Here is a 21,002-nt window from a genome sequence, read left to right as displayed (position 1 = left end):
ATTTATCATGTGTTTAATTTGATGAAGGAAGTAGGGGGAGAAAATGGGGGAAGCATATAAAAAGATAGCTATTACGATTATGACCGGAGCGCTTTCGCTTGCGATGTTTGGGTGCGAATCAGAAAAAAAGGCGACAAATACAAACGTAGCACAAGAAAGTAAGGAAGAACAAATAGATCCATTAGTTGAAAAACAGATGAAAGAAAATGAGAAAAATGGGAATGCAGTTGGAAATAGTTCTAACAAAGGAAAAATGGCAGAGAGTAATGGATGGATTTACTATGCGGTAAATGGTGATAAAAACACCAAGCATCTCGCTTGGTGTTTTTTTATGACTCTAATTTTTTCGCACGTCTTAATAATAAAAGAAAGACAATTACAATGAACCCAATTATAAGGAAGAACCCATATTGTTTTATATAATCAATCATGTCATTCGCACTTGTTGGTTTTTCAACGTGAATGCCGTCTTTATTAGTAGTAATATGAATATCTTTCATTTTTACTTCATTCGTTTCTTTTTGTAAATCAATCCACGCTACGTTTGGAATACTTTCTAGTTCCTTTAATACTTCTTTTAATGGTTGAACACCTAAGTAAGGATGATAAAAAGCGCCGATAATTCCATCAGATAGTTTAGTGATAGATAAAGCACGTTCTTTCATTTTGGCAATATCTTGTGGCGTGCCTTCTTCGATAAATCCAACCGTTTCAGGCATTAATTTCATCCCATGTAAAAACGATGGTGTACTCGTATAAGCTGGTGAATGCATAGATTTCCAAGTTGTATCGTTTAGTTGTAGTTGTCCTACATAAGTAGAGAAATATTGAGAAAGTATCTCGTATCCTTTTTGAGACATTGTATAGTGCGGAGCTTCAAAGGCAACTGGATACAATTTAGCTTCTACAAGCTCTGTAATCCCTTTTTCAATATGCTCTTTAATATACTTTTCTTCAAAGGTTTTTCCGTTTTCCACGTATTTATTATAGTCCTCTGTAGATTGGAAATCGTCTTTTGTTTTTGGTTTTTCATGGTTCGGTTGACGAATTGGTTGATCAGTTTTTACATCCCAAAATTCAAAACCTTCGCCAGTTTCACTATCATAAAATTGATGAGTGTAACCATGCATGACGATAGAGCCACCGTTATCTTGCATAAAGCGTAAAACATCAATTAATTCAGAGTTATCCTTTAAATGTACTGTTTTTCCTGTGTTTGGATCTTTGTAGACAGGGATAACGGTAATCATATAAGGAAGCTTTTTCTTTTTTAGTAATTCAGCAATTTCTTTTAATTGCTTTACATTTACAGCTGGGTGAACGTCTTCAAGGCGTAAATAAGCTGAAGTTTTATTTGTCATAGGCTTTTGTTCGAAGTAAGAAAATAGCATTTCACCGACGTAATGAGACATCCAATCAAAAAGGTTTGGAGTCGCGACATAATATGATGTTCCTTGGTGAACGATTAACGGATGGGTTCCATCGGCACTCAAGGCGTAAGCAAGAGTTGTTCCTTTTGCTTCAATTTTCTTCATTAAGCGTTCTTCTTGTAATTCATTTTTTAATTTGTGTGTCGGATATTCTATAGTATGAGTTCGTATATCAGTTTCATCCGAGGTAATGAAAGAAAAACGATTAGATAATTGTTCAACATTTTGCCCTAAAACTAATACTGGACCTGAGAAGTTTTCTAGAAATTGTTTTGCTGCAATAGAAAAACCTTCTTTTTTTTCTCCGATATAAACAATATTTGTATAAGAAGATGAGTTAGTAGTTTCATTCATTTCTTTTAAACTTTTTACTGTTATATCATTTGTAAAGTGTCCTAACTGAGTATTAAGGATTTGTACATTGTTTGTAATTTTGTTGTCTTCTGTACTATACAAAATAAGTACTTTTGGCTTGTATGATGTTTGCGCAGATGTGTGTATAGGAATGAGTAGTAAAATGCTAAAAAAGAGTAGTAGGACTTTTTTCATTTATATATGCTCCTAGTCTATATGGAATTCAATTTACAATTATATACAAGAAAAAAGTTATAGTCCATGTAAGTTACATTTTTGCATGTATTTACCAATTGCTTTTTCACAAAATCGGTCTAAAGCATGATGATAATATGTATAGTAATTTGCTATGATGGAAGAGTAAGAGAACGATAGAATGTAGGTAATTGTAAAGGGAAGGCTGAAAGGGGACAAATTTCAGCGGAGAAAGAGGTAGAGGTAGTGAAGAAATTCTTTGTAGGATTTTTAGTTGTTCTTGGAGTGTATTTATATTTCCAAGAGAAGTCTGAAGGAATGGATAAGCTAATGAATGAGACAAGCTATGTTGATTCAGAGGAAGCAAAACAGATGAAACAAATTATTATAGAGGAAGCAAAGAAAGTAAACCTTCCAGAATGGATACCTCTTACAATTGCCGAACATGAAAGTAGGTTAAATCCAAGAAGTGTTGGAGATAACGGAACTTCATTCGGATTGTTTCAATTGCACCGCGGTGGTGGGCTTGCACCAGGTAATTTAACTGATGAAGAGTTGAAAGATCCGCGTACAAATGCGCAAATAGCAATGCCGCATTTAATGAAGGGATATCAGCGCGGGGTGCAAAAAGGTTTGACTGATTTTGCATTACTGAAATATGTAGCGAATACATCAGGTTGGCCAGGAAATTTAGGGCCAGAGTGGACGGATAACAACATGAAGTATAACGTTGGATTAGAGGACGTATACTATCGAAATAAAGGTGTAATAAAGTAAATCTTTAATCAGTGAGAAGTTTTACTACCCTAAAATAGTGGGAAAACAGAGTAGGCTTTCGATACCTACTCTGTTTTCTTATGGAGAATTTCATCTTCTCGTCTCGTGAAATACTGCGCTAGTTGTATTTTTACATCCTCTAGTTTTGTAGAAACTTGGGGTATTTTATATCCTACATACAACGGTGAAACGACAAACCTAGGAACAACTTTACAAATGATTTTTCCGTTTAGGTTATAGAAAAATAGGTTATAACTACTACACCCTTTATGGAAATCTGTCAGTATGTAACGTACAGTTTGCTGAATATAGTTTGTCATTTCATCGAGAAATGCAATATCTTCAATGATTATGTTAAATTCAGTAAAACCGATAATGGGGCGCTCTGAAATGTTGAGCTCAATGTGTCCGTTTTTTTGAACAATTACCCCTTGGAAATTTTCTTCTTCAATATTGTCGAGATAGTCTACATGCTTCATTCCGATAATTTGCATGTGTGCATGATGCAAACTTCCACCTGAAAATGGACCGTGATTTTTGTATAAAATCACAGATGTAAATTCTTCACTTTTCTGCAAGTGTAACCAATGTTGAATAGAGAAATGAATTAATTTTCTCATATGCTCTTCTGTATATGTTCCGATATGATCCTCACAATTATCAGTTTCAATTAACACTGTTTGAAATGTATCTTTTAATGTAGGGAATTTGTTTTTCAACCAAATAATAGAGCCCTCAGTTGCTAAAATATCCGTTAAATTCTCTCTGTCACAAAAAGGACATGCAGCGCTTCTGTTCCGAATGCTTTCCGGCTTTTGTTTACCGATATCGTTTAAAAAATATAGTTGTTGAGTATCCATTTGTATATATGCCCCTTTAAAATATGTGTAAAAATCCCGCTTAATACATTCGGGAAAAGGAGGGGGAAATCCTTTAAAGGGAATAGGGAAAAATAAAAGACAAGATATCCTCATTATAATAGGGTACCTTGTCTTTTATTTTTTCTTTAATAATGTGTATGGATAATATAGAGTATTTTCGTTTTGTTTCTTTGTTCTATTTTTTATTGTGTATAAGGCAATTGCTGTACTTGCGATTACAATAATGGCTTTCTTCATATTCATATACCCCTTTTTATTGTTGGTTTAATTCTTGACTAACTGCTTTTGCGTCGACTAAAGCGTGTAAAATCATTTTTACCATGTTCATCATATTCCTTCACTCCTTTTTATAGTTTGTTTAGTTCTTTTACAACTGCTTGTCCGTTCACTAATACCTCGAAGATTGCTTTTACGATTTCTTTCATCACGATTGTTTCCTCCTTGTTTTTGTCTCTCTTGTTTCTATCTTTATTGTATAGGGAGGTATCTTTTCGTACTATCGCTTTCCATTACGTGAACATAACAGTTTTGTAAGATTTGATGTCACTTATTGAAATGTTTAGTCTATCTTCATTATTTTCAGAAAAATGACTATTCAAACATGGAATGGGAAAGTATAATAAAGAAGTAAGTATTAAATTCCGTACGAAAGGGGTGAATGAGATGAAACGTTCTTTAGCTGCGCGTGCCAAATTTTTAGATTATATCTATTTTTGTCGTGCGATTTTTCATGATGTAGTTGTTAACGGGATACGTATGCCCTTTTTTAACAATTGCATAGTAGCTATTGAACGATAGAAATCTCTTCACCCATTTTTGATAAACGTGTGAAAAGGGAGCTATTTGGCTTCCTTTTTCTATGCCAAAAACCATGGGGAATGTTTCTTTTCCATGGTTTTTTATATTGAAAGGAGTACGGAAAATGACAATTTGTAGTGTAAATAATGTAACGAAATCTTTTGGTGGAAACATCATATTTGAAAATATATCGCTTGAAATAAAGAATGGTGAACGTATTGGTTTAGTTGGTCGTAACGGTAGCGGGAAGACAACTATCTTGCAGCTTCTAACAGGAATGGAGAGTTTGGACGAAGGAGCCATTCATATGAAGAAAGGTACACGTATTGGTCATGTGGCGCAAATTCCAAAATTTGATGAGGATATGACTGTATATGATGTATTGAGCTCCGCTTTTAAAGAAGAAAAGGAATTAGAAAGAGAAATGCATGCTTTAGAAAAGCATATGGCGGAAGAACGGGAACCGTCTGCTCTGCAAAAATTGATGGAGAGGTATGGGTTAATTCAAGAAAAGTTTGCGTTTCTCGGTGGTTATGAGATAGAAGCGAATATCATGAAGGTAGCAAATGGTCTACAGGTGACGGAACTATTTCCCCGATCATTTATGGAGTTAAGTGGTGGAGAACAAACAAAAGTAAGTCTTGCGTACATGCTATTGCAGAAACCGGATTTACTTTTGCTAGATGAACCAACCAATCATCTAGATTTATTTGCCGTAGAATGGCTAGAGCAATTTCTAAAAGAATATACAGGAACAGTTATGGTCATTTCACATGATCGCTATTTCCTTGATGAAGTTGTAACGAAAATTTTTGATTTAGAAGATGGAGAAATTCACGTATATTATACGAACTATTCCCAGTTTGTTGAGGAAAAGGAAGAACGGTTGCTTCAAGAATTTCAAGCGTATCAAGAACAGCAAAAGAAAATAAAGAAAATGAAAGAAGCAATTAAGCGTCTGCGTGAATGGGCAAATCAAGCGAATCCACCGAATGAAGGATTGCACAAGAGAGCGAGAAATATGGAACGTGCATTAGAGCGTATAGAGAAACTAAAGAGACCCATTTTGGATAGAAAACAGATGGGACTTCAGTTTGAAGGGCAAGAGAGAAGCGGAAAAGATGTTGTTGTAATGAAAGAAGTGAGTAAAGGATTTGCTGACAAATCTTTATTCGAGAAGGCAAATTTGCATATTCGTTTTCAGGAGCGCGCAGCTATCGTTGGACGTAATGGTACAGGAAAGACTACTTTATTAAAATTACTATTAGAAGAAATGAAGCAAGATGCTGGAGAAATTCGGATTGGTAGTAGTGTGAAAATCGGTTATTTATCGCAACATGCGTATGGGAATATGAAGAACAATGTATTGGAAGCTTTCAGAGATTGCGTAGCTGTAACAGAGGGAGAAGCAAGACATATATTAGCTCGCTTTTTATTTTATGGTCCAGCTGTTTTTAAGAAAGTAACGCAACTTAGCGGCGGAGAAAAAATGAGGTTAAGGCTCGCGCAACTCATGTATCAAGATGTCAACTTTCTTATTTTAGATGAACCGACGAATCATCTTGATATTGAATCAAGGGAAGTTTTAGAGGAAGCCCTTGAACAATATAACGGGACAATTTTAGCTGTTTCACATGATCGTTATTTCTTAAATAAATTGTTTGAAAAGACATATTGGATTGATGAGCACAAATTATTTGAGTTTGTGGGGAACTATGCATGGGCTCGTCAAAAGTGGGAAGAAAGAATTGAGAAACAAGTGGCAAAACAGAAGCAGCAACAGCAAGGGAATAAAGTGTTAAAAGTAATACCTATAAAAAAGAAGGAGTCTAGGAATTTAGAGGAAGTTGAAAACGAGTTAATGCATGTAGAAGAAGATATATATGCAATAGAATGTGAAATGGAACATCTAGCTGATGTTGAAAAACTTGAAAAATTATATGAGGAAAAAATGAAGAAAGAGTTGTTACGAGTAGATTTATATAATGAATTAGAGAATATTGTGGAGTAAAGAAAATAGAATGAAGGAGCAAATTGCTTTCTCATATTTTGAGGGAGGGATTGCTCTTTTTTTGTGTAAGAATAGATATAAATTGGTATAATTTTCTTATTGTTACATAAAAAAGAGATGAACTTTAGGTTATTAAAGTGTGAGGAGAATTTTATGTTAGGATACGCGCGGATTGCTACAATCGTCATGATTTGTTTCGTTTATGCAAACCATGTTTCACGTGAAACAGCATATTTACAAGTTTTTGTCGGTATTGCACTTTTTATTTATATTGTGAATCATATTTTACTTGTAAAAGTAAAAGGGAGTAGAAAACTCGTATTTTATACTTTGCTAGCAAATGGTATTGTTACAGCGTTATTAGGATTTTTATTTCCCGAGACATGTTTATATTTGATTATATTTGGGATTGATGCGGTAGGGTTATTTATTCATGATTGGCGTAAAAGCATGACGTATTTTTTTATTATCTTTTTCTTTCTTTGTTGGTTTGTGAATATCTTACATACGTATCAACATGTAGGGAGTTTAGAACTTGAGAGTAATGCGATTAATTTTATGTTCATCGTTTTTAGTGCTTTAGCTGGAAGTTTAATAAAAAAACTTACAGTAGCTCGGCAAATGGTAGATGAGCAATATGAGGAATTAGCATTATCTCATACAGCTTTAAAAGAAGCGCATGAACAATTACGGCTATATGCTAAAGAGGTGGAAGAATTGACTGCTGTTCGGGAGCGGAATGATATTGCCCGAGAAATTCATGATACAGTTGGTCACAATATGACTGCCTTACTTGTTCAATTACAATTGGCAGAGGCTTTGTGGAAACAAAAATCGGACGCTACGGAAGAGGTTTTACATACATGTCACGGGCTAGCTAGAAAATCACTTCAAGAGGTGAGAGCTTCTGTGCATGCCGTAAAAGAAGAAAGTAAACTAGGGAACATAATAGAGGATATGCGTGAAATGTTACATGGATATTCTAAAGCGACGAAAGTACAAGTATCTTTTCAATTACAAGGGGATCCGGTTGTGATTCCGTTGTCACTACAACCTACATTGCTTCGGATTATGCAAGAGTCTTTAACGAATGCAAAACGTCATGGGAAAGCGAGTTTATGTGAAGTGAGTCTAACCTGTTCAATGAAACAAGTTAAACTATGTATTCTGGATAATGGTTTTGGGGTTAATGAAGTAAGTCCAGGCTTTGGTTTACTTAATATGAAAGAACGTGTAGAGGAACATGGTGGAACTATTCAATTTGAGAGTGAGATAGAAAAAGGTTTCCGGTTACAGATTGAATTTCCGCTTCAGGAGAAAACGTGGATAATAGGGGGAACGGTATGATTCGCATTATGATTGTTGATGATCAATCACTCATTCGTGATGGTTTAGCGATGTTGTTAAATTTACGTTCGGAACTTGAAGTAGTGGGAACAGCTACTGATGGAGACGAAGTGATACAGAAAGTGAAAGAGTTACATCCTGAAATTATTTTGATGGATATTCGGATGCCTCGTATGAATGGTGTTGAAGGAACACGTCTAGTTAGAGAACAGTTCCCTCATATAAAGGTTCTTATGTTGACGACTTTTAGTGATAGTGAGCTTATTTTTGAAGCATTAGAGCAAGGAGCAAGTGGGTATTTATTGAAGGACATGGAGACAGATGCAATCGTTCAAGCTATTTTAACGGTACATGGCGGAGGAGCTGTGCTTCCTCAAGATGTAACAGCGCAAATTGTAAAGGAATTAAAAAAGACAAAAACAGTAGTAGAGTACACCACGCCAGAACAATTAGAACTATTAACTGAGCGAGAAGTAGATGTTTTAAGAGAAATTGGACTTGGGTTAAATAATAAAGAGATTGCGGAAAAGCTATTTATTACAGAGGGAACTGTTAAGAATCATGTTTCCAATTTAATTAGCAAGTTAGAACTGAGAGATCGAACGCAAGCAGCGATATACGCAGTAAGATATGGCGTCACGATGTACACATGACTTTTGGCATATATAAGTGTGAAAAAGCAGCAGAATTTGCTGCTTTTTTATTTTGTATTTCTATCTTAAGGGTGATGGAGAGAAGAAGAAATTTTTCTACAATGAAAGTGTAGATGAATGCAAAGGGGCTGAATCAATATGTTAGTCATAGATCATATTACGAAATCATTTGGTAAGAAGGAAATCATAAAGAATGTTTCTTTTGAAGTGAAAAAAGGTGAAACATTTGGATTGCTTGGCCCAAATGGGGCAGGAAAATCAACGACGATATCAATGATTTGCGGATTAATTCCATACGATAGTGGTGATATAAAAGTTGGTGGGAAATCTGTAAAAGAGTATCCATTAGAAGCGAAAAAGAAAATTGGTATTGTTCCGCAAGACATTGCGCTGTATCCGACACTTTCAGCAAAGGAAAATTTGGTTTTTTGGGGAAAGATGTACGGTTTAAATGGAAAAGTTGCAAAAGAGCGAGCGGAGGAAGTGTTAGGTTACGTCGGTTTACAGGATCGGGGAAAAGATAAAATTGAAACATTTTCAGGTGGAATGAAAAGGCGTATTAATATTGGTGCAGCACTTATGCACGAACCGGAGTTATTAATTATGGATGAACCGACAGTCGGGATTGATCCACAATCGAGAAATCATATTTTAGAGACTGTTAAAAAATTAAATGAAAAAGGTATGACAGTCATTTATACGAGTCATTACATGGAAGAAGTTGAGTATTTATGTGAGCGGATTGCAATCGTTGATCACGGAAAGGTAATTGCATTAGGAACGAAAAGAGAGCTATGTAATCGCCTGACAGATGGATTTATGGTGAAATTGCAATTAAACCGCTATAGTACGGAACTGCTGCACAAGCTAAAAGCACTACCCATTGTTGAAAGGATTATTTTTGACGAAGATAATAGCACGATTGATATTGGACTAAATGGTGGGGAGGCTATTGGGACAGTTGTGTCAGCAGTTGTTGAGAACAAAGCTCAAATTTTAAAACTGGAAGTACAAGAACCGAATTTAGAGGCACTCTTTTTACAATTAACAGGACGTTCACTGCGTGATTAAGGAGGTTAGTGCGAGATGAAAAGTTTCATTATTGCATGGAAAGATTTAAAAATCCGTTTAATTGATCGCCGCGGATTTATGATGATGTTAATTATGCCGCTTTTATTAACAGCGATTTTAGGTTCAGCGTTAAGTAATGTATTTGATAGTGGTGGACTACCGAAAACAATAATTGGCTATTATCAAGGGGGAACGGATGAGTTTGCAGATGTCTTTCAAAAAGATGTATTGCAATCTAAAGAAATAAAAGATGATGTGAAAGTAAAGGTAGTTAATTCTCAGGAAGAGCTTGAAGATATGTTAAAGGAAAAGAAAATCGATGTAGGAATTGTCATCCCAAATAAATGGAGCGAACAAATACAAGATGGAAAATTAAAAGAACCAAAGGTGCTTATAGACCCATCAAAAGATATACAAGCGAAAATTGCCGAATCAATGATCCGCTCTTTTTCAGAACGTGTTCAAACAGTCGCAGTATCTACTAAAAGTGTTGTAACAGAATTAGCGAAATCTCAGCAGGGTGATGTAGCACAAGTTGCAAAGGAAGTAAGTGGAAGTCTACAGACGATAGCAACTGCAAGTGTGGATAACATCCAAAAAGGAACGATAGGTAAAAAAACAGTTGCAGCGATGCAATATTATGCAGCAGCAATGTTAGTCATGTTTTTACTATATAACATAACAGTAGGTGCAAAGTCAGTTGTAACAGAGCAACGAACTGAAACGTTGGCGCGTTTGTTCAGTACACCGACGAGCTCATTTTCAATTTTATTCGGGAAGTTTTTAGGTACATTACTATTTGCCTGTATACAATTTGGAATATTTATAGTTGCTACACACTTTATGTTTCATGTGGAATGGGGCGAAGACGTGTCTCAAATAGTAGTGTTGGGAATTTCTTATGCAATTTGTGTTTCTGGTTTATCTATGTTAATTGCAGCCTTTATTCGTGAGGAAAAAACGGCAGATTTAATGGGGGGAATCGGTATTCAAATACTAGCTATATTAGGGGGATCAATGTTACCGATTTACGTATTTCCCGATACACTTCAAACAGTTGCGAATATTGCTCCGAATAAATGGGCACTTACGAGCTTCTTAAATATTATGTCGGGAACATCTTGGGATGTGCTATTCCCTGTCATTTTAAGTTTATGTAGTGCAGGAATTATCTCCGTTATGATTGGAACGTTACGTTTACGCACGAGATAGGAGGGGAAATGATGAAGAAGGTTTGGGCACTTTGTTGGCTAGAATTAAAACAAATTTTAATAAAGCCACAAAGTTATATACTTATGTTTGGAATGCCTATTATTTTCACACTCATTTTCGGTGGACTTTTAGGTGGAAGCGGGAATGAGAAAGTAAATATTAGTTTAGTAGATAAAGATGGTTCTGTATTATCTGGTAAGTATTATGAGGAAATAAAGAAAAGTGATTTAATTTCTATAGAAAAGGTAACGTATAGGGAAGGGACACAGAGGATCGAAGACAAGAAATCATCTGGTATAATCATCATTCCGAAAGATTTTCAAAAGAGTATGCTAGATGGAAAAGTAGAAAATATTCAATTTCAAGCCAGTGCTGATTTTACGGGTGGAACTTCTGTAGAGCAAGTATTGGCAAGTGTGTTAAAAAAGATGGAGATAGAAGTTAGTGCAGCAAGAGAGTTTGAAAAGAAAAGTAACACTTCGTGGGAAACGATGTATAAAGAAATCTATACAAAAGTAGAACCTGTTTCGATTCAAAAAGAATCAATTTTACATGATGATCAAAAGTTAAATAACGTTACAGGACGAGCGGCAGGTTTTTCGATTCTATTCGTTATGATTGTCATGTTAAGTGCCACGGGAACTATCTTGAAAGCTAGGCAACTTGGTGTTTGGTCTCGTTTATTAGGAGCGCCAGTTTCAAAAGTTCAAATACTGGCAGGATATATCCTTTCCTTCTTTTTAATAGGGTGGATTCAATTTGGTGTTCTAATGATATTAACGCATTCATTATTTGATGTGCAGTGGGGGAATGTATTAGGGGTTATTACACTTGTCTCGGTATTATTATTAGCTGTCATTGGTTTAGCCTTATTATTAGCAAGTATCGTAAAAACAACAGAACAACAGTCTGCATTAGGTAATATCGTTGTGATTTCAACATGTATGATTGGTGGTCTTTATTGGCCGATTGAAATTGAACCGGCATGGATGCAAACGGCAGCAAACTTTGTTCCGCAAACTTGGGCGATGCGTGGCTTTACAGAGTTAATTGTAAGGGGAGGTACATTAGCAGATATAGGAGGATATATTGGTATACTCATTTTATTTGCGGGAGTATTTTTCATAATTGGTTTAACAAGAATACGTTATGACTGAAAAAAGAAAGCAGAGTTCACAGCTTTACGCGCTGAACTCTGCTTTCTTTTTGTGTGGCATCTTCTCTCGTTGAAATTATAATAGCGATCCCGAGCATAATAAAAAAAGCTAAAAAGAGGACGAACTTTGGGAAGAAAGGGAATAGTAATAACGCCCCGACGATCATGAGTGTCAATAATATATAGTGCAGGACATATTGGAATAGATTGTCCATATTTTCGCCCCCTTCTTGGTAGTTAATTGTTATTATTCTATGCTGGGCTATTAGGTAATAGAAGGTGTTTTTTATTTTTTTGAGGGAAAACAATTAGCAAGGATTGACATAAATAGTGAAAAGGAATAATCTTGAAATTAATTCATACTATTTACATAGGTAAAATAAAGATAGTTACAGAAGGGCGTTATGTTACCACTTAATTAAAAAACAGGAAAGTAAGGGTGAGAATTATGCGAAAGGTCTTTAAAGGGTTATTTGCTATGTTTCTTAGTACATCGGTTTTATTAGCAGGATGTGCTCAAGAAGAGACAAGTACAAATGAAGCAACAGAGATGCCGAAAGTAAAAGATGAGTTTATTAAAGCGAGTGACAAAGCAAAAAGTCCAGCAAAGGCAAAAGAAAGAAAAGATACTTTTGTAATTGGAATGCCGAGCCCTGGCGGGATATTCCTTCCGCATTTTATGGAGAATGGGTGGGATGGTAATATAACGCAAGCGATCTTTGCGCCTCTTGTTGGGCTGGATAAGGAAGGAAAACCAATCCCAATTCTAGCGAAAAAATGGGATATTTCTCAGGATCAGCTTACATATACGTTCCATTTGAAAGATGATTTAAAGTTTAGCGATGGTTCGCCGTTAACAGCGGATGATGTAGCATTTACATTAACGTTACTACATGATCAGGCATATAGCGGAGCAACTGACATAAGTCAAACAGCAATAAAGAGTGGGCAAGCATATAAGGAAGGAAAAGCAAGCTCTATTGAGGGGATTCAAGTAATCGATCCGAAAACAATTACGATTACAACTGAAAAGGTAAATGCCCAAACATTATCGTTAATTGGTGGAGAAGTTATATCAAAAGCTTATTACGGTAAAGAATATAAGCAAGGGAATTTAGAGTATTTAAAAGAGTTATATGGAAAACCGATGGGAGCAGGAGCTTATAAACTTGATAAATATATTCCAGGTCAAGAAGTTCGTTTTGTAGCAAATGAAAATTATTTTGAAGGTAAACCGAAGATTGGGCACTTTATTTATAAAATTACAAAAGGTGATACGAATTTGCAACAATTTCAAGCGGGAGAAGTAGATTATGATGGTTTCACGACAAATGCGGAAACGATTGAGCAATTAAAAGAGCTAGGTTTCGCTAATATTAATGTGTATATAGGAAGTTCTTACGGCTATATTAAAATGAATTATAAGAAGCCCTACTTTAAAGATAAACGTATACGCCAAGCGTTTATTTACGGATTAGAGCGCCAAAAAGTAATTGATACGTATTTCCAAGGTTATGCTTCACTCGTCAATGTACCAATTACACCAGTCTCTTGGGCGTATACAGAAGAAGGGATCAATAAATACGAATATAATTTAGAAAAAGCAAAGAAATTACTTGATGAAGCAGGGTGGAAAGCTGGGGCAGATGGTATTCGGGAAAAAGATGGCCAGAAATTGAAGGTAAGTTATTTTGCTTCTTCTGCAAGTAAAATCAACGATGTGATGATCCCCGTTATGAAAGAGGATTATAAAAAGATTGGGGTAGATTTCAATCCTGAATACATGGACTTTAATACGATGATTTCCAAGGTAATTAAGGGAGATTATGATTTAGCGATGGTCTCCACACCGATGATTGATGATCCGAGCGGAACAATTGAGGAGTTTGTTTCGACAAGTAAGCGTAATTATGATGGATATTATAATCCGAAGGTAGATGAATTAGCTAAGCAGGCACTAGAAACATTGGATATTGAAAAACGAAAAGAAATCTATAAAAAATTATATCAAGAGTTAAGTGAGGATCCACCTGTTATCTTCTTAAACAATAGTAAAGTCGTGTCTGCACATAATGCACGAATTCAAGGATTACAAGAAGATAACTATAATGGTATTTTGTTAAGTTTACCTAAATTGAATATTGCTCAATAATTTTTGGAGAATTCTCGAAATATTTATATAGAAATAATTGACAAAATATACTGAAAGATATAAGCTAATAACCATAAAGTCTACCGGAAAGGTCGGAATAAGATTGTTACCCCTCAAAAACATCTTTTTTTACGTTCAAAACCGACTTTTCCGATTGGCTATAAATGTTGCTGTGGGAGGCATACATAAGGCAAGCAGTTCATAAAGTGTAATTATTAAAAAAAGTTAGGGTGGGGACAATGAAGAAAAAGACAAAAAAATGGGCTGGTGTATTTTCAGTATTATTGAGTAGTTCGTTTGTGTTATCTGCTTGCGGGGGACAGGAAGATACGGCTTCTACAGAACCAGTTAAACAGCAAGATTTAAAAAATATAAAAATCGAAAAGATTGCTGCTACAGATAAGACGAAAGTACCCGATAAAGCAAAAAATCGAAAAGACACGTTAGTTGTTGGGATTAGTAAACCGGGTGGTGTCTTTTTACCATACTTCCAGCAAAATGGTTGGGATGGAAATGTAACTTCTGTCATTTTTGCGTCGCTTGTATCGACAGATAAACAAGGAAAGCCAACTCCAGAATTAGCTGAGAAGTGGGATGTTTCTTCTGATCAGTTAACATATACATTCCATTTACGTAAAGATTTAAAATTTAGTGATGGTTCGCCATTAACAGCGGATGATGTAGCGTTCACATTGGCGCTTTTACATGATAAGGCATATGAAGGCGAAATAGACATCTCTCAATATGCTGTTAAAGGTGGTAAAGAATATAAAGAAGGAAAAGCAACTTCTATTGAAGGAATTCAAGTTGTTGATCCACAGACAATTAAAATTACGACTGAAAAAGTTAATTCGCAGACACTAACTGCTTTAGGTGGACCGGTGTTATCAAAAGCGTATTATGGAAAAGACTATAAACAAAATACAAGTTTAGATTATTTAAAAGAGTTATATGGAAAACCGATAGCTGCGGGGCCGTATAAATTTGAAAAGTATATTCCAGGTCAAGAAGTTCGTTTTGTAGCAAACGAAAATTATTATGCAGGTAAGCCGAAAATTCCAAACTTCATTTATAAAATTACTGCTGGTGATACAAAACTCCAATTGTTCCAAACAGGCGAAGTTGACTATACTGGCCTAGGTACTGGTGATGAAATTCTTGAACAGGCGAAAGGTTTACAATTCGCGAACATTCAAATCGAAACAGCCGCATCATTTAACTATATTTATATGAATAATAATAAGCCGTACTTAAAAGATAAAAAGGTTCGCCAAGCACTTATTTACGGGTTAGATCGTAAAAAATATGTTGATACAGCATTGAAAGGATACGGTACGGTAGCTAATGTACCAATTCATCCAACTTCTTGGGCTTATACAGAAGAAGGAGTTAATAAATATGAATACGACAAAGAAAAAGCGAAAAAATTATTAGATGAAGCAGGATGGAAAGTTGGTTCGGATGGAGTTCGTGAAAAAGATGGTCAAAAATTAAAGCTTTCTTATTTCGGCCCAAGTTCGGCTAAAGATAGTGATTTATTAATTCCAATTGCAAAAGAGAATTATAAAGAGATAGGTGTAGAATTTAATCCTGAATTTATGGACTTTAATACTATGCTTTCGAAGGTAAATAAAGGTGATTATGATTTAGCTTCTGTTGCTACACCGATTACAACTGATCCGAGTGAAACTGCAGGTGAATATTTATCTGGTGTTAATAAGGAGAGTCTTGGTTATAAAAATGCAAAAGTTGATGAGTTAATTAAAAAAGGTATTGAGACAGTTGATATTGAGAAACGTAAACCTATTTACAAAGAATTGTATAAAGAATTAAGTGATGACCCACCAGTAATTCTATTAAACTACCGTAGAACAATTACAGGATACAACGGGAATATAAAAGGAATTGACCCTGAAAAATACAATAGTATTAGTTCAAACTTACCAGTATTATCTATTGAAAAATAACGATAAGAATGTATAAGTAGAAGACATTTTTTCATTCGGCAAGTAGTGTGCCGTTTTGAAAAAATGTTCTTCTATTTTAAGCATAAGATTGGAGAGAAAAAGGGTGAAAACATATATCATTCGTAGGGTGTTACAAATGATTCCTACACTGTTGGGTACGTCAGTTATTATCTTTTTTTTGTTCGCGCTTCTTCCAGGTGACTATATTGATTCAAATCCAAAGATTACACCGCAAAGAGCTGAGGAACTTAGAGAGCTATATGGTTTAAATAAACCAATTGTTGAGCGTTACTTTCATTGGTTAGGTAATGCATTGCAGGGTGACTTTGGTTTTTCACTTCAATATCAAGAACCTGTAACATCATTATTAAATAAATTCATATGGAATTCGTTTATTGTTGCGATCATTGCATTGTTCTTTATTTGGCTAATTGCACTTATTATCGGTGTGTTTTCAGCGACAAAGCAACATTCCTTATTCGATAAGTTTGTAACAATTGGTGTCTTTGCAGCGATGTCATTCCCTTCATTCTTTATCGGTTTGTTTTTAATTAAAGTGTTTGCGGTTGACTTTAAGTTATTACCGATAGGCGGGATGATTGATGTTGGTAGTAATTCGACTGGGCTTGCTTACGTAATAGAAGTTTCAAAGCATATGGTTTTACCAGTGTTTATTTTAACCCTGCTTGGAGTAGGGTCACTAACTCGCTATTTTAGAACGAGTATGTTAGAAGTTGTACGGCAAGATTACATTCGAACGGCTAGAGCAAAAGGTTTAAAGGAGAAGACTGTTATTTATAAACATGCATTAAAAAATGCAATTTTACCGGCTATTACATTGCTTGCATTTGAGTTACCGGGATTGTTTTCAGGGGCAATTATTATTGAACAAATTTTCAACTGGCCTGGCATCGGTAATATTCAATTAGAGGCACTTAGTTTCCGTGATTATACAGTATTAATGGCATTTACGATGTTTCTTTCTTGTTTGACAATCGTTTCAAATTTTTTAGCGGATGTTGTATATGCAGTTGTTGATCCACGTATTCGGTTGAAGTAAGGGGGGAAAGAGATGGAAACTGTTACAGCAATTACAGAGAAAAAGGCAAAAAAGAAAAGACGGAATGAATCATCGCCGTGGAGGCAAGCTTTTAAAAGGATAAAGAAAAATAAAATGGCACTTATAGGATTTTATGCATTAGTTTTTATGTTTTTATTTTGTTTTATCGGTCCATTCTTTTCACCGTATGCATCAGGAAAAATACAAGTTACGCTAATTAACAAGCCACCTAGTTTTTCTCATTGGCTTGGTACGGATCAATTAGGACGGGATATTTTAACGAGGCTTATGCAAGCAGGACGAATTTCATTAACAATTGGCTTAGCTTCAATGGTTTTATCAGTAATATTAGGAGCTTTATTAGGAGCTATTGCAGGTTTTTATCGCGGTATCGTTGACAATATTATAATGCGTTTTGCAGATGTTTTAATGTCGATGCCAGGATTACCTTTACTTATTATAATGGGAGCTATTTTATCAGAATGGAAAGTACCATCTGATTACCGTCTTTATGTCATCATGATTATTTTAAGTTTAGTAGGTTGGCCAGGACTTGCACGTCTCGTACGAGGTCAAATTTTATCACTTCGAGAACAATCGTTTATGCAAGCTGCTGATGTGCTCGGGATAAAAGATTACCGGAAAATTGTATATCATTTAATCCCAAATGTTTTGCCGATATTAATTGTTGTATCAACATTAGGTGTTGCTGGTTCTATTTTAGGAGAGTCTGCACTAAGTTACTTAGGACTTGGCGTCGTTCCACCTACACCATCTTGGGGAAATATGATTAGCGCAGCAAACTCATTAATCGATTTCCAAAAACGCCCGTGGTTATGGATACCACCTGGTTTTGCAATTTTTATAACAGTTGTATCAATTAATCTACTTGGCGATGCACTTCGTGATGCATTAGATCCAAAGATGAAGCGGTAGGTGAGGAAGCATGAGTAAAGCAGTGGTAGAGCTAAAGGATTTACAAACACATTTTCAGACGGAAGAAGGTACAGTAAAGGCTGTTAATCATGTTAGCTTTTCAGTTCGAGAAGGTGAAACAGTTTGTGTAGTAGGCGAATCAGGTTGCGGGAAAAGTGTGACGGCTTTATCTATTATGGGACTTATTGCTGAATCTGGCGGTATCGTTGGTGGTGATATTCTTTATGAAGGAAAAAGTCTTTTAGGAATGAAAGAGAAAGAGCTTCGTAGTTTACGAGGTAATGACATTGCGATGATTTTCCAAGAACCGATGACATCGCTAAATCCTGTCTTCACCGTAGGCGAACAAATTGTAGAAACGTTAAGAGAGCATGAACTACTTAGTAAAAACGAAGCATACAAAAAGGCAATTGAATTAATTCGTAAAGTTGGTATAGCTCGCGCTGATGAAATTGTCCATTCTTATCCACATGAACTAAGTGGTGGGATGTTACAACGCATTATGATTGCTGTTGCACTTAGTTGTAATCCCAAGTTATTAATTGCAGATGAACCGACAACAGCTCTGGACGTTACGATTCAAGCGCAAATATTAGACTTACTAAGACAAGTAAAAGAGGAATTTAAAACGTCCATTTTATTAATTACACATGATCTAGGTGTTGTAGCGGAAATGGCCGATTACGTTGTCGTTATGTATGGCGGAAAAGTTATTGAAGAGGCACCGGTACTAGAGATATTTCAAAATCCTAAACATCCATATACACAGGGGTTGCTAAAATCAAAACCAGTAATGGGGAAACGAACAGATAAACTTTATTCTATTCCAGGGCAAGTTCCAAATTTAGTTGGCTTAGATGAGTTTTGCTACTTTAGTGGTCGCTGTGAACATTGCATGGAAATATGCAAAAATGAAGCGCCAAATCTTAATGTGCATGACGAGGATCATAAAGTAGCTTGTTGGTTATATGAGGAGCGTGCTGGGCAATGAGTGAACCATTATTAGAAGTGAAGAACTTAAAAACGTATTTTCCGATTAAGGGAGGCGTATTTAGTAGAACGATTGGACATGTGAAAGCGGTAGATGGGGTAAGCTTTACAATTGATAAAGGAGAAGTGTTTGGCCTAGTAGGAGAGTCTGGAAGTGGGAAGACGACGATAGGGAAAACAATTCTCCGTCTCGTTCAAAAAACAGAAGGTGAAGTGAAGTTTAAAGGTCAAGATGTTCATGCTTTATCAAAAGAGGAGCTGAGAAAGCATCGTCCTAATATGCAGCTCGTGTTCCAAGATCCATTTAGCTCATTAAATCCTAGAATGAGAATTGGAGAAGCGCTCGGTGAGCCAATGTTGGCTCATGGGCTAGCGACGAAAGAAAATGTCCGTGAAAAGGTGATAGAAGTATTGGAGTTATGTGGTTTAGCGCCGTATCATATTGACCGGTACCCTCATGAGTTTTCCGGTGGGCAACGTCAACGTATCGTTATCGCAAGGGCGATGGTATTAGATCCAGAATTTATTGTAGCTGATGAGCCTGTTGCGGCATTAGATGTATCTATTCAAGCGCAAATTATTAATTTGTTTAGTGAATTACAGGAGAAAAAGGGATTATCATATTTATTTATTTCACATGATTTAAGTGTTGTGGAGCACTTATGTACGAAAATTGGAATTATGTATTTAGGAACTATTGTGGAAACAGCACCACGTGATGAGTTATTTGCGAATCCGCTTCATCCATATACAAAAGCATTGTTATCGGCAGTGCCAATACCGGATCCAACAGTTAAGCGAGAACGGATTATTCTAGAAGGGGATATTCCAAGTCCGGCAAACCCGCCGTCAGGTTGTCGTTTTCATACACGCTGCCCATTTGCTACGGATATTTGTAAAACGAAAGTACCAGAATTTCGTAATGTAGGTGAAAATCATTTTGTTGCTTGTCACCATGTGTGAAAAAAGGACTCTTTCCAAAAGTGAAAGAGTCCTTTTCTTATTTACTAGATGAAGTTTGTTTCAATACAAATTGCTCGATTGCATGAGCAACACCATGCTCATTGTTTGTTAATGTTACAACGTCACATAGTTTTTTTACATCTTCTTCGGCATTTCCCATTGCAACTGATAAGCCAGCTACTTGTAACATTGGCACATCATTAAAGTTATCACCGATTGCAACAGTATCTTCAATTGGTATATTGAAATAAGCTGCCATTTCTTGTAGGCCGTTCCCTTTATGACCATGCTTATCCATAATTTCTACATTAGTAGGAGCTGATGCGGTAACTGAAATATCCGTATCTTCTTGTAAAGTTTGTAATAGCTGCGAACGATGGGCGGCATTAAATGTCAAAATAAAGAATTTAGATATTTCTAATTCTGGATTATTTACAACATCTTCGATTTTTTGGAAATCAGTAATTAGGTTTGATTTCTTTTGTTTTTCTGTAATTCTTTCAAGTTCTTCAAGTGTAACATCTAGTGTATGCTTGTTTTCTTCGAATGCCTGCATAACCTGATCTTGCCATGTATAAGGAGAGTAAACCCCTTTATTTGTGTACAACTTATATGGAAAACCTTCAGATTCTAGTAACTTTGCAAGCTTGTATACTTTATCATTTTGTAAACAACGCGAGTTAATTACTTTTCCATCCACATAAACGATTGCCCCATTGCTTGCTCCAACTGGAAGAGATAGTTTATATTCTTCCAATAATTTCAAAGCATCCTCTTTCGCGCGGCCAGAACAAATCATTACAATATGACCAGCTTCTTTTGCGGTTTGGATAGCTTGTAAGTTCTCTTTGGAGATTTCAAGATTAGATGATAGTAGTGTACCATCCATATCTAGTGCGATTAATTTCAAAATGACCACCTCTTTGTTTCCATTATACATAGTTATATAGAGGAAACATATAAACTTATCTTGGAAAGATAGTATTTTATCCCGCATTAATTGCCAGTAAAAGCCCGATTGGTGAAGGGGAATAATTAGTAGGGAATGG

Annotated in this window: 19 protein-coding genes and 1 pseudogene; 15 read left to right on the top strand and 5 right to left on the bottom strand. The window is 35.7% G+C overall.

The window, feature by feature from the left end:
* Positions 1 to 43: 43 nt before the first annotated feature.
* Positions 44 to 307, top strand: a pseudogene (locus ACP6L7_RS27250) (hypothetical protein); the annotation flags it as partial.
* A gap of 22 nt (positions 308 to 329) precedes the next feature.
* Here ACP6L7_RS27250 and ACP6L7_RS27245 read toward each other — a convergent pair.
* Positions 330 to 1,979 (bottom strand): DUF2334 domain-containing protein, encoded by a 1,650-nt coding sequence (locus ACP6L7_RS27245; protein ID WP_097831209.1) that lies wholly within the window; start codon positions 1,977 to 1,979, stop codon positions 330 to 332.
* A gap of 246 nt (positions 1,980 to 2,225) precedes the next feature.
* Here ACP6L7_RS27245 and ACP6L7_RS27240 point away from each other — a divergent pair, with 246 nt between their 5' ends.
* A complete protein-coding gene (locus tag ACP6L7_RS27240; RefSeq protein ID WP_097831210.1) occupies positions 2,226 to 2,756 on the top strand; it encodes a transglycosylase SLT domain-containing protein in 531 nt (176 codons plus the stop codon).
* Between the two features lie 65 nt (positions 2,757 to 2,821).
* Here ACP6L7_RS27240 and ACP6L7_RS27235 read toward each other — a convergent pair whose 3' ends face one another.
* Together ACP6L7_RS27235 and ACP6L7_RS27230 are read right to left on the bottom strand one after the other, a co-directional pair.
* Positions 2,822 to 3,616, bottom strand: a complete 795-nt coding sequence (locus tag ACP6L7_RS27235) for a DUF4931 domain-containing protein (RefSeq protein ID WP_097831211.1) — start codon at positions 3,614 to 3,616, stop codon at positions 2,822 to 2,824.
* Between the two features lie 135 nt (positions 3,617 to 3,751).
* Entirely contained in the window at positions 3,752 to 3,880 is a 129-nt protein-coding gene (locus tag ACP6L7_RS27230) for a spore coat protein B (RefSeq protein ID WP_141533377.1), read from the bottom strand.
* A gap of 420 nt (positions 3,881 to 4,300) precedes the next feature.
* Here ACP6L7_RS27230 and ACP6L7_RS27225 point away from each other — a divergent pair, with 420 nt between their 5' ends.
* The 7 genes from ACP6L7_RS27225 to ACP6L7_RS27195 all read left to right on the top strand — a co-directional run bounded on the left by ACP6L7_RS27225 (position 4,301) and on the right by ACP6L7_RS27195 (position 11,886).
* Positions 4,301 to 4,435: an RAxF-45 family protein gene (locus ACP6L7_RS27225; RefSeq protein ID WP_079999070.1), complete on the top strand. Its 135-nt coding sequence runs from the start codon at positions 4,301 to 4,303 to the stop codon at positions 4,433 to 4,435.
* Positions 4,436 to 4,559: 124 nt separating this feature from the next.
* Positions 4,560 to 6,446, top strand: a complete 1,887-nt coding sequence (abc-f, locus tag ACP6L7_RS27220; RefSeq protein WP_097831212.1) for a ribosomal protection-like ABC-F family protein — start codon at positions 4,560 to 4,562, stop codon at positions 6,444 to 6,446.
* A 153-nt stretch (positions 6,447 to 6,599) separates the two neighbouring features.
* Complete coding sequence (locus ACP6L7_RS27215) at positions 6,600 to 7,793, top strand: sensor histidine kinase (RefSeq protein ID WP_097831213.1); 1,194 nt, start codon at positions 6,600 to 6,602, stop codon at positions 7,791 to 7,793.
* Positions 7,790 to 8,446: a response regulator gene (locus ACP6L7_RS27210; RefSeq protein ID WP_097831214.1), complete on the top strand. Its 657-nt coding sequence runs from the start codon at positions 7,790 to 7,792 to the stop codon at positions 8,444 to 8,446. The genes ACP6L7_RS27215 and ACP6L7_RS27210 overlap by 4 nt, the downstream gene beginning before the upstream one ends.
* 138 nt (positions 8,447 to 8,584) lie before the next feature.
* The gene (locus ACP6L7_RS27205; RefSeq protein WP_097831215.1) at positions 8,585 to 9,517 is read left to right on the top strand and encodes an ABC transporter ATP-binding protein; all 933 of its coding nucleotides are present in this window, start codon (positions 8,585 to 8,587) and stop codon (positions 9,515 to 9,517) included.
* Positions 9,518 to 9,532: 15 nt separating this feature from the next.
* Positions 9,533 to 10,729: an ABC transporter permease gene (locus ACP6L7_RS27200; RefSeq protein WP_097831216.1), complete on the top strand. Its 1,197-nt coding sequence runs from the start codon at positions 9,533 to 9,535 to the stop codon at positions 10,727 to 10,729.
* An 11-nt stretch (positions 10,730 to 10,740) separates the two neighbouring features.
* The gene (locus ACP6L7_RS27195; RefSeq protein WP_097831217.1) at positions 10,741 to 11,886 is read left to right on the top strand and encodes an ABC transporter permease; all 1,146 of its coding nucleotides are present in this window, start codon (positions 10,741 to 10,743) and stop codon (positions 11,884 to 11,886) included.
* Positions 11,887 to 11,902: 16 nt separating this feature from the next.
* Here the strand turns inward: ACP6L7_RS27195 and ACP6L7_RS27190 are convergent, their stop codons facing one another.
* On the bottom strand, positions 11,903 to 12,100 hold the full coding sequence (locus ACP6L7_RS27190) for a hypothetical protein (protein ID WP_097831218.1): 198 nt from the start codon (positions 12,098 to 12,100) through the stop codon (positions 11,903 to 11,905).
* 233 nt (positions 12,101 to 12,333) lie between these two features.
* On the opposite strand from ACP6L7_RS27190, the gene ACP6L7_RS27185 reads away from it, so the two are divergent.
* The 6 genes from ACP6L7_RS27185 (at position 12,334) to ACP6L7_RS27160 (ending at position 19,953) form a co-directional block, all read left to right on the top strand.
* Positions 12,334 to 14,037 (top strand): ABC transporter substrate-binding protein, encoded by a 1,704-nt coding sequence (locus ACP6L7_RS27185; RefSeq protein WP_097831219.1) that lies wholly within the window; start codon positions 12,334 to 12,336, stop codon positions 14,035 to 14,037.
* 239 nt (positions 14,038 to 14,276) lie between these two features.
* A complete protein-coding gene (locus ACP6L7_RS27180; protein WP_097831220.1) occupies positions 14,277 to 16,004 on the top strand; it encodes an ABC transporter substrate-binding protein in 1,728 nt (575 codons plus the stop codon).
* Between the two features lie 103 nt (positions 16,005 to 16,107).
* Positions 16,108 to 17,064, top strand: a complete 957-nt coding sequence (locus ACP6L7_RS27175; protein ID WP_141533375.1) for an ABC transporter permease — start codon at positions 16,108 to 16,110, stop codon at positions 17,062 to 17,064.
* Positions 17,065 to 17,076: 12 nt separating this feature from the next.
* The gene (opp4C, locus tag ACP6L7_RS27170) at positions 17,077 to 18,000 is read left to right on the top strand and encodes an oligopeptide ABC transporter permease (RefSeq protein WP_097831221.1); all 924 of its coding nucleotides are present in this window, start codon (positions 17,077 to 17,079) and stop codon (positions 17,998 to 18,000) included.
* A 10-nt stretch (positions 18,001 to 18,010) separates the two neighbouring features.
* Positions 18,011 to 18,991, top strand: coding sequence for an ABC transporter ATP-binding protein (locus tag ACP6L7_RS27165; RefSeq protein ID WP_097831222.1), 981 nt, complete (start codon positions 18,011 to 18,013; stop codon positions 18,989 to 18,991).
* Positions 18,988 to 19,953: an ABC transporter ATP-binding protein gene (locus ACP6L7_RS27160; RefSeq protein WP_097831223.1), complete on the top strand. Its 966-nt coding sequence runs from the start codon at positions 18,988 to 18,990 to the stop codon at positions 19,951 to 19,953. Before ACP6L7_RS27165 ends, ACP6L7_RS27160 begins: the two co-directional genes overlap by 4 nt.
* Before the next feature lie 37 nt (positions 19,954 to 19,990).
* Here the strand turns inward: ACP6L7_RS27160 and ACP6L7_RS27155 are convergent, their stop codons facing one another.
* Positions 19,991 to 20,863 (bottom strand): Cof-type HAD-IIB family hydrolase, encoded by an 873-nt coding sequence (locus tag ACP6L7_RS27155; protein ID WP_000766416.1) that lies wholly within the window; start codon positions 20,861 to 20,863, stop codon positions 19,991 to 19,993.
* Between the last annotated feature and the right edge of the window lie 139 nt (positions 20,864 to 21,002).

The organism is Bacillus silvicola, assembly GCF_050524305.1.
Classification (GTDB): domain Bacteria; phylum Bacillota; class Bacilli; order Bacillales; family Bacillaceae_G; genus Bacillus_A; species Bacillus_A cereus_AT.
The sequence above is the reverse complement of the archived record's forward strand: the minus strand, read 5'-3'. Positions and strand labels throughout refer to the sequence as shown.

Coding starts and splice junctions, on each gene's coding strand:
- ACP6L7_RS27225 (WP_079999070.1), top strand. CDS start 4,301: ATGAAACGTTCTTTAGCTGCGCGTGCCAAATTTTTAGATTATATCTAT.
- ACP6L7_RS27245 (WP_097831209.1), bottom strand. CDS start 1,979: ATGAAAAAAGTCCTACTACTCTTTTTTAGCATTTTACTACTCATTCCT.
- opp4C (WP_097831221.1), top strand. CDS start 17,077: ATGGAAACTGTTACAGCAATTACAGAGAAAAAGGCAAAAAAGAAAAGA.
- ACP6L7_RS27200 (WP_097831216.1), top strand. CDS start 9,533: ATGAAAAGTTTCATTATTGCATGGAAAGATTTAAAAATCCGTTTAATT.
- ACP6L7_RS27180 (WP_097831220.1), top strand. CDS start 14,277: ATGAAGAAAAAGACAAAAAAATGGGCTGGTGTATTTTCAGTATTATTG.
- abc-f (WP_097831212.1), top strand. CDS start 4,560: ATGACAATTTGTAGTGTAAATAATGTAACGAAATCTTTTGGTGGAAAC.
- ACP6L7_RS27215 (WP_097831213.1), top strand. CDS start 6,600: ATGTTAGGATACGCGCGGATTGCTACAATCGTCATGATTTGTTTCGTT.
- ACP6L7_RS27195 (WP_097831217.1), top strand. CDS start 10,741: ATGAAGAAGGTTTGGGCACTTTGTTGGCTAGAATTAAAACAAATTTTA.
- ACP6L7_RS27230 (WP_141533377.1), bottom strand. CDS start 3,880: ATGAATATGAAGAAAGCCATTATTGTAATCGCAAGTACAGCAATTGCC.
- ACP6L7_RS27160 (WP_097831223.1), top strand. CDS start 18,988: ATGAGTGAACCATTATTAGAAGTGAAGAACTTAAAAACGTATTTTCCG.
- ACP6L7_RS27165 (WP_097831222.1), top strand. CDS start 18,011: ATGAGTAAAGCAGTGGTAGAGCTAAAGGATTTACAAACACATTTTCAG.
- ACP6L7_RS27210 (WP_097831214.1), top strand. CDS start 7,790: ATGATTCGCATTATGATTGTTGATGATCAATCACTCATTCGTGATGGT.
- ACP6L7_RS27185 (WP_097831219.1), top strand. CDS start 12,334: ATGCGAAAGGTCTTTAAAGGGTTATTTGCTATGTTTCTTAGTACATCG.
- ACP6L7_RS27235 (WP_097831211.1), bottom strand. CDS start 3,616: ATGGATACTCAACAACTATATTTTTTAAACGATATCGGTAAACAAAAG.
- ACP6L7_RS27190 (WP_097831218.1), bottom strand. CDS start 12,100: ATGGACAATCTATTCCAATATGTCCTGCACTATATATTATTGACACTC.
- ACP6L7_RS27205 (WP_097831215.1), top strand. CDS start 8,585: ATGTTAGTCATAGATCATATTACGAAATCATTTGGTAAGAAGGAAATC.